Origin of the sequence: Ahrensia kielensis DSM 5890, assembly GCF_000374465.1 — a bacterium.
GTDB lineage: Bacteria > Pseudomonadota > Alphaproteobacteria > Rhizobiales > Rhizobiaceae > Ahrensia > Ahrensia kielensis.
In genome coordinates, this window is the sequence record NZ_KB894537.1 from 24248 (window position 1) to 38244 (window position 13997).

Annotated in this window: 11 protein-coding genes; all 11 read right to left on the bottom strand. The window is 48.0% G+C overall.

Going from position 1 to position 13997, the window contains the following annotated elements; all coding sequences use genetic code 11:
• Positions 1–20: 20 nt before the first annotated feature.
• Positions 21–1061: a flagellar hook-associated family protein gene (locus C504_RS18165; protein ID WP_018690489.1), complete on the bottom strand. Its 1041-nt coding sequence runs from the start codon at positions 1059–1061 to the stop codon at positions 21–23.
• 3 nt (positions 1062–1064) lie between these two features.
• The gene (flgK, locus tag C504_RS0116565) at positions 1065–2528 is read right to left on the bottom strand and encodes a flagellar hook-associated protein FlgK (RefSeq protein WP_018690490.1); all 1464 of its coding nucleotides are present in this window, start codon (positions 2526–2528) and stop codon (positions 1065–1067) included.
• A 56-nt stretch (positions 2529–2584) separates the two neighbouring features.
• Complete coding sequence (locus tag C504_RS0116570; RefSeq protein ID WP_018690491.1) at positions 2585–3841, bottom strand: flagellar hook protein FlgE; 1257 nt, start codon at positions 3839–3841, stop codon at positions 2585–2587.
• A 20-nt stretch (positions 3842–3861) separates the two neighbouring features.
• Positions 3862–4626: a response regulator transcription factor gene (locus C504_RS0116575; RefSeq protein ID WP_018690492.1), complete on the bottom strand. Its 765-nt coding sequence runs from the start codon at positions 4624–4626 to the stop codon at positions 3862–3864.
• Between the two features lie 646 nt (positions 4627–5272).
• Positions 5273–6700 (bottom strand): flagellar hook-length control protein FliK, encoded by a 1428-nt coding sequence (fliK, locus tag C504_RS0116585; protein ID WP_018690494.1) that lies wholly within the window; start codon positions 6698–6700, stop codon positions 5273–5275.
• Positions 6697–7956, bottom strand: coding sequence for a hypothetical protein (locus C504_RS0116590; protein WP_018690495.1), 1260 nt, complete (start codon positions 7954–7956; stop codon positions 6697–6699). Before C504_RS0116590 ends, fliK begins: the two co-directional genes overlap by 4 nt.
• Entirely contained in the window at positions 7953–9152 is a 1200-nt protein-coding gene (locus tag C504_RS0116595; protein WP_018690496.1) for a flagellar motor protein MotB, read from the bottom strand. The genes C504_RS0116590 and C504_RS0116595 overlap by 4 nt, the downstream gene beginning before the upstream one ends.
• Complete coding sequence (locus C504_RS0116600; RefSeq protein WP_018690497.1) at positions 9152–9961, bottom strand: hypothetical protein; 810 nt, start codon at positions 9959–9961, stop codon at positions 9152–9154. Before C504_RS0116600 ends, C504_RS0116595 begins: the two co-directional genes overlap by 1 nt.
• Positions 9958–11598: a flagellar basal-body MS-ring/collar protein FliF gene (gene fliF / locus C504_RS0116605; RefSeq protein WP_026317601.1), complete on the bottom strand. Its 1641-nt coding sequence runs from the start codon at positions 11596–11598 to the stop codon at positions 9958–9960. Before fliF ends, C504_RS0116600 begins: the two co-directional genes overlap by 4 nt.
• A 126-nt stretch (positions 11599–11724) precedes the next feature.
• Positions 11725–12651, bottom strand: a complete 927-nt coding sequence (locus C504_RS0116610) for a flagellin N-terminal helical domain-containing protein (protein ID WP_018690499.1) — start codon at positions 12649–12651, stop codon at positions 11725–11727.
• Between the two features lie 217 nt (positions 12652–12868).
• Positions 12869–13798, bottom strand: a complete 930-nt coding sequence (locus C504_RS0116615; protein ID WP_018690500.1) for a flagellin N-terminal helical domain-containing protein — start codon at positions 13796–13798, stop codon at positions 12869–12871.
• Positions 13799–13997: the final 199 nt, after the last annotated feature.

Genomic DNA, 13997 nt, shown 5'->3' on the forward strand with positions numbered 1-13997 from the left:
CATCCAATCGAGTGGCAAAATTAACGCAAATACTGCATCAGACTCAGGTTCTGAATGCGCGCGGTCACCGAATAGGAAACCTCGATTTGCGTGAGTAAAGAGTTGACTTGAATGGCCGTCTCATAAGGATCGACACCATCAAGATCGATGACAAAAGTTTCAAGCAGTGATTTCTTAACTTCAAGTGCCGCACTGGCACGCTCAACCCGCTCTTGTGAAAGTCCAATGGTGCCGCGCATCTTAGTGATGCCGCCATTGGCTTCAGTCACATTTTCAACGACATATTTGCCAACCGCATCAAGCGCACTGTCGCCCAATTGACTGTTGTACATTTCAGAAGCCAAGATCGTGCTGAACATCAGTTTTTGGACTGATTCTTCATTCGCGCTAATACTTGTTTTAACTGTCACACCGTCAGAAACCCGCACATCTGGCACATCACTGCTAGCGTTTGACATGCCGCCTGCCCACTGCGTGGAAAGAAAGTCAGCTTCAGCACTAACCAGAAATGTTTCCATATCTGCTTTGCTAATATTGGCTGCCAAAGGTGAATCAATTGGGAAGCCAAAAGCAGTAGCAAACTGGCCTCTAAATGCGGTCTGCGCTGGCGAGCCCTCATAATCATTTATGGGAACAGCATCAGAATTTTCGCCGCCAAAAACAAACACACCGCCAACAGTAGCATTGAGGCTAGCTGTCATTTCAGCGATACCGCTTTTCGCGGTAATCGCAACAGCGCCTTTTTGCGAATTATTGCCAAGTACAAGGCTTATCGCTTCGATTAGATTATCGCCGACTGCAGTCAATTGGCCCATAGAGGATTGAGAGGTTCGCATACGAACCGAAACCAAATCATTGGTATCAGTTAGACGTTTAATCACGGAAATGTCGTGCCGCAGTGAAGCAAGTTCACCCGTTTTTGAACCAAGCGCTAATCCTGAATCTGCATTACGACCAGTCACGGTTTCAAGCTGCAAATCCGGCAATGTGCGCTGCATACTGGCCGTCGAATTACGAAGACCAAAATTAATTGCTGCGGTTGATACGTATGATGCTTTCATGGTTTAGCCCACCGACTGGAGAAGAGTAGTGTACATATTGTTAACCGTCGTCATCACCCGTGCCGAGGCCTGATAAGATTGCTCAAGCTCAATCAGCATCGACAATTCCTCATCGAGATTAACACCCTGATTTGATGACAGAGCGGTTTCCAAACGATCGCTAAGCGCCTGTTTACTTTCCGCCGCACGCGTTGCTGTTGAACGCACGCCGTCCAACCAGCCAATTGATGATTGCGCATAACCAGCAAGAGAATAACTACCAGCCAAACCGAAAGAAGGATCCGTTGTTATGGTCTGGCCAATACTTTCAATGTAGCTGTTAAGGCGCGTTGAAAACGCAGCACCGCCATTGGTGTTTTGAACATAGCTGGCACCATTGGCGCCGCCGTCGCGAAGCAAGTCTGCACTGCCGCCGACAGATGGATCAAATGCAGCATTCACTGAAAGTGTAAGTGCAATGCCACTAACCGCTGTCGCGCCGCCAGGGACTGCTGGACCACCCGAATAAGTAAACAGTCCAGCAAGTGCAGGACCGACGCCGCCAGATTGGTCCGTTTCGGAAAATTGCACAATCAAGCCGCGTGCAATCTCATCAAGCTGGCCTTGAACCTGCTCGGCAATATCATCACGCATTTGCAATTTTGCGGCTAGCGAGCCGATAGCATTGGTGCTGGCACCCGAACCAGATGTCAAAGGCACGCCATCAATGTAGATTTGATTACCAGCATTGCCGGGCGAATAGGACGCCGTTGGCTCAAAGCTAACTTTGCGCGGCAGCGTTTCAAATAATGTTACGCCTTCGCTTGTGTAGATCTGCAAGTCATTGTTGTCGCGTGTATTCGTTGAAATAGAAATATATTGCGATATTTCCTTGAGAAGTGTGTCACGAGTATCCAGCGCATCATTGACGTCTTGGCCTGTGACAGTACCCCGTACAATTTCGTCATTGGCGATTTTGAACTTGTCGAGCAAAGCATTAACAGTTTCAACGCCGCTTGATATTTCACTATCAAGCCGTGTGCGATAGCTTTGAACAGCAACTGAAGCATCACTGATACCATTGGCAAGTTCTTTGGCCGCATAGATGGCCTGTTCACCGGTTAAATCGTTTGATGGATCGGTGGCAAAAAGCTGCAAGGCATTTTCAAACTGGGTCAGAAATGTTGCAGGCGACGTAGAATTATCTGTACCATTGATGACATTGTTCAGCCGCGCTGCGCCATCAGCAATCGAGGCCTGGCCAGCACTGGACGCCATAGCAGCCAAACTGTTGCGCAAAAGCTCTTGGTTCTCAGCACGGCGAACAGAAAATACCGTCGCACCCGCACTTGTGGTGACAAGTTCAACATCTCGGCGTGCATAGTTTGTGTTGCCTGACTCCGAGATATTTCTGGAGGTAACTGATGTCTGTAGTGAAGCGTTGAATATTGAATTCTGAGCCACACGTAATGCTGTAGATAAAGACATTCTTTCCCCTTTACTGCCGCTTGAAAGGAGCGGCAGTTGCTAATGCGAGCGTTATCTTAGCGCTTCAAGTTGATGACGGTTTCAGTCAGTTCAGAGCCTGTCTGAAACACTTTTGAGTTGGCAGTATAGTTACGCTGAGCCTCAATCATTATTGTCAGTTCAGTCGCAATATCGACGGTTGAGTTCTCAAGCGCACCAGAGACGATCTTGCCGTTGCCACCTTCATTCGCAAAGCCAAGCGATACTTCACCAGACAGATCTGTGGTTGTGAAAATATTACCCGTTTTGGAACGCATCTGGTCGGGGCTTGCAACCGTTGCAATAGGAATGCGGAACAGTTCGCGCGTTGTGCCATCGGCATAAGCGCCAAGAATACGACCATCTTCACCGATTTGCACCAGTTCAATACTCGATGGAATATTACCGTTCACTTCAGCGTCCGAAGCCAAAAAGCCCGTTGCAAGCTGTGTGGTTTTGGAAATATCTAGCGCTAATGTCGCACCACCTGGAACCGGAATTGTTAGGCTGGTCGGGCTTGCGCCTGTCATCTGGCCCGTGGACGGGTCGAAGTTCAGCGTACCTGTTGTAAGCGGCCCCGAAGCATATGGAAAACCAGTACCTGATGATGCACCAGATTGATCATAAACAGTAACTTCCCAAGTGTTGGCAGCCGTCTTGGTGTAATAAACATCAAGCAGTACCGTACCACCCAAATTATCGTAAGCAACAAGTGAAGTCTTATTGCTGAACTCGGTCAACGGGTCGTTGGAAACTGGAGTTGGTGAAGTTGAAACTGCAGTATTAGAGTTCAAATTTACCGTTACCTTACCAAGCGTGGAAGGCACCGCGACAAGTTCTGTCTGTGCTACCGTAACAGGTACAAGCCCTTGGAAACCGTTCGCAACAGCTGCAGGTTCGCCATTGTCATAGCTATAGCCAAGTAGTTTAAACCCTGCTGCGTTAACAAGCTCACCATTTGAATTGGGAACAAATGATCCCGCACGCGTAAGCTGCGGTACACCATTCTGATCCTGTACAACAAAGAAGCCATCGCCTTCGAGTGCGAGGTCAGATGACGAGGTAGTAAAACTCAAAACACCTTGCTGGCTAACAAGCTGGCGTGATGTTGTTGTAACACCGCCAGACGAATACCCACCAACGGACTGGTTCACAACCTGCGTGGAGAACAATGTCTCGTAACGCTTATATCCAGTTGTACTTGAGTTTGCGATGTTGTCGGCTGTTGCAGCTAGTCTGTTAGCCTGACCTTCCATACCGGACACGCCAGTCCGCATCATACCATAAACGCTCATCTAAGGCTCCTTTAACTGTATTAGGAAACCTTAGCTGCCAAATCTTGTGCGAGGCTCACATGCGCAATGGAAGTTGCTTTTTTCTGAACCGAACGTTCTGGCTGCTTCAAATCAGCAGGTTTCATCAAGCGGTATCCGAGGAAACGCTTAGAATCGATGACTTCTTCGCCAAGGGCAGCACGCAATTTTTTGCGCAGCTTGCTGATATGGCTTTCAACGACACATTCATCGACATCTTGCTCAAGCACACCATAAACAGAATTATAGATCTGTGTGCGCGATGCGCGGCGATCACCAATGGATGCAAGATACTCAAGAATACGGCGCTCACGACGCGGAAGCGGAAATGACACGCCGTCAATTTCTGGGTCGCGGCCATCATTGAAAATACGCAAACGCCCGAGCTCTTGCTTCGGCGCTTCGGCAACGCTGCGACGGCGAATAGCAGCGGCACGCGCTAAAATCTCAGTAACATGAACGGGCTTCTTGATGACATCATCAGCGCCGTTTTCGAAGTGGAACAAAATGTCGGTCAAGCTTGACTGATCAAGAACGGCGATGAGCGGCGCTTTAGTGCGCGCTCTGATCTCACTAACTGTCGCTGCATGATCACGACAATCGCCGATGAGAAAAGCTTGAACGTGCTTTAAATCCGCATCTGAAATTGCCTCAAGGAAATCTTCCATAGAGCTATCGCATGTGGTGGTTGCCGGATAACCAAGCCTCAAGAACATTGCCTTGAAACCGTCGCGTACCAACTCTCTGCTATCAACAATTACAATCATTACCCTGCCCTCGAATCATTCAGTTAATCCCCGCCTTCAGAACTAGCTAAGCGGTGACTCTATCCACAACTGCGAGAATTTGAACATTGACTTATGGTTAATATTCTGAAGTTAGCGATTTATTAACGTATACGAATGGGCGTTTAACCGTCGATAATGGCGCTCTTTTTGCGTGCAATATCTCTTTCACCACACTTTTAAAGAGACGTAAAAAACACCATTTTGGACGCGGCTATTTTTTCAGCTTTAAGTTATTCTCCTTACCCGAAGCTGGCTGAGTCTCTTTTATAGAGTCGTTATTCTCATTATTTTTCAATATTTTAAAAGAATTCAACTTTTAGGAAATTCTGCGAGCGCTCAAAGCTTAGACGAATAACTTTGCCGTAGCACTCGATTTTAGCGGTTGTGCAGTCGCGCCAGAAAAGAAAAATTTCATCTTTTAAATAAACTATTAACGACTCTTCAGATTTGATCATTTTAGAACGCGAATCACAGGCCCAAATTCGCCTCAATTTTACCTAAATCATGGCTCAATTTTTTCTATTTTGAGGATTTTGATGACGCCAACTGTGTCACTCAAGACTCATGCGACCGCACCAATGAATCGCAATTCATTCATTTTGAACGCTGAAAATAAACAAATGAATCAGATGATGATTCGTGTCGAATCATAACCCACTCGTTCGCCGCCAGTTGTTGGTTGTAATGTTGCCAACCGACCATCATTATCACCATCCAGATCACGGTTATTTTGGCCATCAGCCTCACGGTCATCCGTCATAGCGTTCTCAAAATCGGAGAAACTTCCGTTCTCCAAAGCCGCATCTTGGCCAGCAGAATTGTTGTTTTTACCAAGTGCAATATTGATATTATTCTCGCTAGCACCAAGGGCACGCATAGATGTTTTAAGCGCATCAATATCAGCATTGAGCAAATCGAGTGTCTGTTTAGACTCAACGATCAGATCAATTTTCACGCTGTCACCTTCCTTGGTCAAGCGCGCCTGAACACGGCCCAAGCCGATAGGATAAAGCTGCAAGGAAATGACATTGCGGTTCGCCGCAGCAACACCGCTTGCTTGCACAGCACTTGTTGTCTCAGCCTTCTGCATGGAGCGGATTTCTGGGCCTAACCGATCCAAGACCTGATCTTTCACAGGCGGTGGCGCATCATTGGCAGTGCCGGTAATCTGAGTTGCCGCTTGCATGCCTGCTAGCCCTGAAACCTCAACGCGGCCTATAGGTTGATTGGCACTTTTCGCCTTATTGCCTTCTGGTGCAGCAGCAATGCGTGTTGAATTTTTCACGTCAGCAAATCCGCCTACCGTTAACTCAGCTTTCCCATCGCCTTTAAATGACAGGCCATCCAAGCTATCACGAACAGATGTTTGAGCATCCGGTTCAAGCCCAATCCGCCGCGCTTCATTGCTCGATAGCTTTTGGGTGAAGGTCAAATTATTCACGGTTACATTCGTTTGACCTGCAATAACAATTTGCTCGCCATCAAGATTACTAACTTTAGTCGCTGCAGATTTAGCAGCTTGCGCAACCGTCACGCTGGCCTGTTCTGTCATGCCATGCTGACCAACGGCCATAAAAGCCTTGGCAGCCGTTGCATTATTCGCACCCAGCTTCGTTTTGCCTGTCAGTGTGTTGACGATTGAGCGCACTGTTTCTTCGGTAGCATCAACCGTTTCGGCTGGAGCCCACGACTTGTTTTCACCATCAATGACGACGGCCGCTTCCTCGACGGAACCTACATCAAGTTCTATATTAATCGCAGCTTCAGCCAGTTCTGTATTTTGTTCCAGGGGCGCTGCTTCCAGATTGATCACCTGCGGCTGATCGGCAAATTCCGCATGGGTTTCAAAACTGGATAGACGCTTGATCGAAGCCAATTTATTGGATGGCGCAGCTTCTACCTTATCTCCCTTTGGAGATTGAAGGCCTTGCTCAAGCAGCTCTTTGAAATCGGGCTTGGCATCATTTGAAGCCACATCGCGATCCGGCTTGCTCATCGTCGATGCGGAACGCCCAGCGGCGTGTTGAACTGTCATTTGAGAATTTGCGATCATTCCAAAGTCTCCAAGAGTTCATCTGCGCCAACAATTTTAGTGCGCATCTTTTCAACAAAAGACTTAAGCTTAAGCTCATCTTCGCCAAGCTTGGGTTCTACAGCAACTTTCGATACATCAGTCGGCATATCAACCTCGATCGCATCAACACTGGTTTGTGCTTCTGGCTCGATTATATCATCCTCAGCATTGACCGAAGCTGTCTTCGCCGCTTCATCAATATCTGGCTCAGCAATAATAGCTGTGAGCGATGCAAGCACGACGCCGCGCAACCGTCGGTTTTTCTCTTGCAGATCCGAAGGAATAATATTGCGCACTTGCGTCAATGCTTCTTGTGCCGTTTCTACTGTAATGGTCTCAATCTGATTATAGATATTGAGAAGCTGGCGGTCAGCATCGCTCATTACTTGAGCATCAGACGCGCCATCTGGTGTCTCGTCCTTATCCAAGGCGAAAAACAGTTCGGGCTTGCCTGCAAGAGAAGCTGCACGTTTTATACGAACCAACAAGGCTTGCCGCTCTGGCTCTGGCAGAAAAGACAAAACGCCAAGAACCTCTGTGCGAAAAGCCGGATCATCCAGATCAATCGCCGCACGCACCATTTCATTTGCAAATGTCGAAGCATAGGGCGATGAGCCAAATGTGCGTGCGTAGCGGCTAGCTTCACGTATAAATCTATAGCGGTCCGCACTTTCGCGGTAGACAGGCATGATGGCTCGAAGCGCGCTTTCTTCAAAAATCGTGCCCGGCAATTCTAGCTTCACGAAGCTTAAATCCGTAACCTTGCGCACAAGGTCTTCATCATGCTGCGCTCTCACCAGCGCGATAGCAGCACCAAGGACACCGCCAATTTTACGTGGCTCTAAAGCACTGAATACTTCGGCAGCATTCTTGCCATTGTAGAGCTGCACCGCACGCGCAACGATTTGCAAATCCGGAAACTCTTTAAACGCATCACGGCGCGCATATACCAGTGCAACACCGCCGCCCGAAATTGCAAAACTCAGCACAGCACGCAGATTGCGTTCATTCGCAACCTCGTTTGCATCGGGGCGGCTTAATTCACTGCGCACCATTTTATACAATTCGCGCTGCATACCAATCGATGCTTTATCGCCCAGTGCAATCGAATCTTGCGCGCGCTGGAATGAGCGCACCAATTGTGTTGGATCAAGCGAGCCAATATCGGCCTGTGCAGGCAGAACACTGGCAGGCATCGTCAACAATAGGGTCACAAGGGCGGCCAGCTTTTTCATTGGCTATCCAGTGCAATCATAATATCAATGCGTCGGTTTTCAGGCGCAAAAGGATCTTCCGAATTTTTCAAATCACGGTCAGCTTTACCGGACACAGAAACAATACGCTTTTCGTCAACGCCGCTGCGCACAAGCATATAGAGCGTCGCCTGCGCACGCGCTGCAGATAGACGCCAATTGTCATAGGCTTCACCGCGATATGGTCGCCCATCCGTGTGGCCAATAACGCTAAGCGAAACATCTTTGTCAGCAATCTGCGCGCCAATGGCATCAACGGCATTGATAAGTTCAGCTTTCGGAATAGCGGAGCCAACGCCGAACATGCTGAACCCTAAATCATCAGAAAGAGAAACAAGAACGCCCTCAGATTGCGCCACAACCTGCACCTGATCCTTATCAAGGCCTATCACGTTTAAAACGTCCTCAAGTGTCTCTTCAACTTTTGCCGCCAGCTCCTCTGCTTCGGTAGGCTTGGCAGCTTCTTCAATTTGCACATCGGGCGTTTCGCCAGCTGTCTCAATCGCCTCTTGGGTGACTTCGTTTTCAACCGCTGGCTCTATCTCGGCTTGTGCTATCTCTAGTTCAGCCTCAGGCGTTTCAATCTGTTCGCCTACCTTATCAGCGGCTTCAGCGGTTTCACCTTCTTGAAGTTGTTCTTGAATAATTTCACGTAGCGATTCTGCTTCAGCCGTTTCAGGCTTGGTTAATTCGTCACCTTGTTCATCCCAATAGGTTTGAGAGAACGGATCAATAAAGACAGGTTCAGCAACATAGTCATTTTCAACGTCAGATGGGCTTCCAGTGCCAGCACCAACTTGCTCGTCTAACGGTGCCGCTATTGCATCTTCGGCAACGATTTCATCAAGAACAGCCGCTGGATTACCAAAGAACTCAGCCTCAGTTTGACCCTTGGCCTCATGTTCCTGCTCAACTTCATCCACTGTATTATCTGCGGGACTAAGACCTTTTTCGCTCTTCTTGCTATCAACCAACTTTACCGGATTGAAGTAGCTCGCGATTGATTTTTGTGCTTTATCATCCGTGGCATTGACCAGCCAAAGCACCAAAAACAGCGCCATCATCGCCGTCATGAAATCAGCAAATGCGATTTTCCAAGCACCGCCATGGTGGCCTTCTTCGCCGCCGCCGCCGCGCCGAACAATAATGATTTCCTGTTTTTCGTTCTCGCCCAACATCAGCTAAGCTCCGCAATCAAAGCTTCAAACTCAGCAAGGCGCGTTGAAACCGACGCCGTATCATAAGTCACCACGATATCGAGCAATCCATTATCTTCTACAAATTTGATTTTAACCGGCAAATCTTCACGCGCTTCCAACTGCTTTTGCAAACCTTCAACAAGCTCGGCAGGCCCTTTAATGGTCGCCACAAGGTCGCTTCCCGTGGGCACGAGCGTCGCAATGAAATCGACAATGCGTTGCTTACCGTCCTGTTCGATTGATTTTCTCAGAACTGATTGAAAGCCCGATAAAACACTTTGGTTGAACTCAAATTTGAGCGGCTCCAAAGCAGATTTCACCGCCTGATCCACGCGGTCAAGAATAGTTTGTACGGCATCCTCACCAATATTTGTCGCTTTTGGCTGATCTAAAATACTTGCCAAGGCATCATCTAGAGTGTCCGTTGATGCGGCATTATCCGCCTTTGAAATAAGGTCTTCAGTCGCGCTAACCGGATCGACAGCGCTCAAGTCTGGCAACGGATTTTCTTCAAATGCATCCGCTGCGTTTGGCTGATCTAAACTTGAATCATCCTCAAATGACACTTCGGCCTGCATAGGCGGTGAGGCAAATGAGTGCTGCTCATCATCCATTGCAAATTTCGGCATATGCGGAAACGCAGACAACTCCTGCTTGATGCTCGGCTCAAAACCACGCACAGGTTCATCCTGAACCAAGTCGTCACCAGCAAGGGATTTGAACCCACTTGGCCAGCGCCCTTTGGCACTTTTCTTATGCTTTTTTGAGGAAAAATCAGGAAGCATCATGCAGGAACTTCCGTCACCCAACGTCTAAGAATAGCCGCAGCGCGTTTCTCATCAAGATCAACAATCATGGCGATACGGTCTGCTGGTTCAGGCGCCATACGTGCCAATAAATCTTTGCGCTCAGGATCATTATTATTGTTTGTAAAGTCATCCATCGAAAAGTCTTGATCAAGCATAGATGGCTCATCCAGCGAAAAGTCCGGCAAGCCGCCAGCGCTTTCCATCGCAAAGTCTTCGACTTGCGGTGTCTCTGGATTGCTTAGCGTGCGAAGCGCTGGACGTACCGCAAACATCACGACCAAGATTACAGCGCCCAAGAATGCAACAGCGTTAATTGCTGTTCCAAGCTGCTTGGACAGAACAGTCGCGATACCTTCTTCTGATGTTGCCACAAGCTGCTCAACCGGCAAAAAGTTCACAGCTGTTAGTTCAACAATGTCATTGCGCGCTTCTAACGTGCCCGATGCTGCCGCGACCAGTGAGCGTATTTCAGCCAGCTTTTCTTCTAACTGCGCATCGTTCATATCTGGGTCTTGTTCAAGCATTGCCGCCTTGTTGACAACAACTGCAACAGACAGACGCCCGATTTCATACCCGTTACTCACAACCGCAATACGCTTTGAGTTTAACTCATAATTGGTTGTCTCTTCACGCCGTTCACTGCGCTCGCTCTCATTGGCACCGCCAGAACCTGGCACCTCTTCAATGAGATCCTGTTCAACCGTAGCAGGTTCACCGCCAGCACTTTGCGCTGATGAATTTTCACTGCGTACCACCTGCACCGAGCGTTCAACGCGCGAATCTGGGTCAAAGATTGTCTCTTCGGTTTGGCGTTGATCGGTGTTGATATCAGCCTGAACACTAACGCGGAAGTTAGCCGAGCCTAAATAAGGCGTCAGCGCGCGTTCAATGCTGTTTACAACTTGCCCTTCGACACTGGACTTAATGCCAAGATTATTACCGGCAGAATTACGCAAAGGATCTTCACCAGCGGCCAAAACACGGCCAGCCGAATCAAGCACTGTCACATTTTCTGTAGAAAGAGAGGGAACCGCAGAGGAAACCAAATGGCGAATAGACATTGCTGTCTGCTGTGCTTGCGAACCATCATAACGCACAATAACCGATGCTGTAGGCGCTTGTTCTGCCCGCCGGAAATTGCCTTGCTCAGCCATAACAATGTGAACACGCGCAGCCCGCACACCTTCAATGGTTTGAATTGAGCGCGCAACCTCGCCTTCAAGCGCCCGCACGCGGGTAATTTCTTGCATAAAGGCCGTCAAACCGAGTGAACCTAGATCATCGAACAATTCATAGCCCGTACTTGAACCACTTGGCAGACCTTTTTCAGCCAGCACCATGCGCGCGCGACTAACATCACCCACCGGCACCATAAGAGCGCTACCTTCAGCGTTTACATCATATTTGATACCCGCATCCGAGAGCACAATGCCCATTCGGCCGATATCATCCCGCTCAAGATTGACATAGAGCGTCGTATTCACCGGTTTATTGACATAAAGCGCACCAAATAAAACGATGGCCATTGTGCCAATGCCAATGCCCCCCAAGATCGCTAGCTTCTTGATTCCCAAGGCGCCAACATTCTGCATGAATTGGTTAAACTGATTAAGCACAGATACATTCCCCGCAATATTGAGCAAACATTACGAAACGAACCTTGTGCGGACATGAATTTATGAACGCTGGACGCAAAAAAGGCGGCCAAGGGCCGCCTTTTGCTAAATTCAGCTAGAGATTTATTATCCCTGGAAGAGCGATAGAATTGTTTGTGCGTTACCGTTTGCAATCGACAATGACTGCACACCAAGCTGCTGCTGAACCTGAAGGGCCTGCAAGCGTGTTGATTCTTCGGTCATATCTGCATCGACGAGCTTACCGATACCGCGTTCAATCGCATCCATCAGATCGCCAACAAAAGTGCTTTGCAAATTGATACGTTTCTTAGAAGTACCAAGGTCAGAAGCTGATGTAGTCAACGCTTGAAGCGTTGCATCAACATTTGAAATCATGTCTGCAAGATCTGTATCATCAAGGCCTGCCACAGTAATATCAAGTGTTGCAACATTGGTTGTTACAGCACCAGCCCCCGTGGTAGTAAAATTTGTATCAAGTAACCCAGTACCAGCAGCATTGGCATCGAACAAAACAGTTGTTGTTGTGTCAATATCAATCGTTGCGAGCGATACCGTGCCATCAGATGCACGGTTAAAAGATGCAACAACGCTTTTGGTCGCTGAATAGCCTGCAACACTTGAATCAACTGAAAGCCAGTTTTCACCGGAGAAGGTTGCTGATTCAGAAATGCTTGTAAGCTGGTTTTGTAGCTCACTGATTTCTGATTGAATTTTACTGCGGTCAACACCTGGTTCGCTGGCAGCAACGAGCTTGGATTTAATTTCATCAACCACATCGAGCGCGCTGTTGATACCCGTATAGGCAACATCAACTTTCGCAGCGCCAAGTCCGAGTGCATCTTGAACTGTGCTCAGTGCCGAGCTGTCTGAACGCATTGTTGTAGCAATTGACCAATAAGCAGCGTTATCGCTCGCTTCAGCAACTTGTTTGCCGGTCGAGATACGCGCTTGCGTTGTTTCAATTGATTTATTGGTGATCTGAAGAGACTTCAACGCGGTCATCGCTGCAGTGTTAGTCAAAATACTGGACATGGTGTCCCCTTGTTTGGCACAATTTTGGGACATTCCGGATCGGCCGGCGCACCGAAGAGGCTTCATGCTCTATAGGTCTATAGTCGGTGCTTAAGGGCGAATCAAAAACTCCCCGTTAACTATAGTTAATAGAACATGGTTAATAAAAAGTAACCAGTAAAATCGACACAAAAAAGGCCGCCCAATGGGCGGCCTAAATGCTGTTATTGAATTACGATTAACGGAAGAGCGATAGAATTGTCTGTGCGTTGCCGTTTGCAATCGACAATGACTGCACACCAAGCTGCTGCTGAACCTGAAGGGCCTGCAAGCGTGTTGATTCTTCGGTCATATCCGCATCAACAAGCTTGCCAATGCCGCGATCAATCGCATTCATCAGATCGCCAACAAATTCGCTCTGCATGTTAATACGCTGTTTTGATGAACCGAGATCAGAAGCCGCAGTTGTAAGGCTCTGCAACGTAGCATCAACATTAGAAATCATGTCTGCAAGATCTGTATCATCAAGTCCTGCCGCAGTAATATCAAGTGTTGCAACATTGGTTGTTACAGCACCAGCACCCGTGGTAGTAAAGTTTGCATCAAGCAAACCTACTTCTGTTGCACCTGTACCGGCATCAAACAATACTGTGCTTGATGTATCGATATCGATTGTTGCAAGAGATACTGAGCCGTCAGCGGCACGGTTGAACGAAGCAACAACGCTTTTCGTTGCGTTGTAGCCAGTTGCACTTGAGTCAGTTGAAAGCCAGTTTTCGCCAGAGAACGTTGCAGATTCTGCAATGCTTGTTAGCTGGTTCTGAAGTTCGCCGATTTCAGATTGGATTTTAGCACGGTCAACACCTGGCTCGCTGGCAGCAACAAGCTTAGACTTGATTTCATCAACCACGTCCAAAGTTGCATTAATACCTGTGTAAGCAACATCAACCTTAGCAGCGCCAAGACCCAAAGCGTCTTGAACTGTACCAAGAGCTTTTGTGTCTGAACGCATTGTTGTTGCGATAGACCAGTAAGCAGCGTTGTCGCTGGCTTCAGCAACCTGTTTGCCTGTAGAAATACGCGCCTGCGTAGTTTCGATAGCAGAGTTTGTAGACTGAAGTGATTTAAGCGCAGTCATCGCTGATGTGTTAGTCAAAATACTGGACATAATTGTCCCTTTCAAAAGATACTCAAAGAAGGGACATTCCGGATATCCCGGTTCGATGGACAGGCATCATGCCATGGCCAACTGGGCCACCATCGTCAAAAGCCAAAATGGCGGACAAAGTTTAATAAAGATAAAATTGAAGCAAGCTGATTGGAAAAAAAATAATATTCCAAATTATCTTGGTAAATAGTTAGATAAC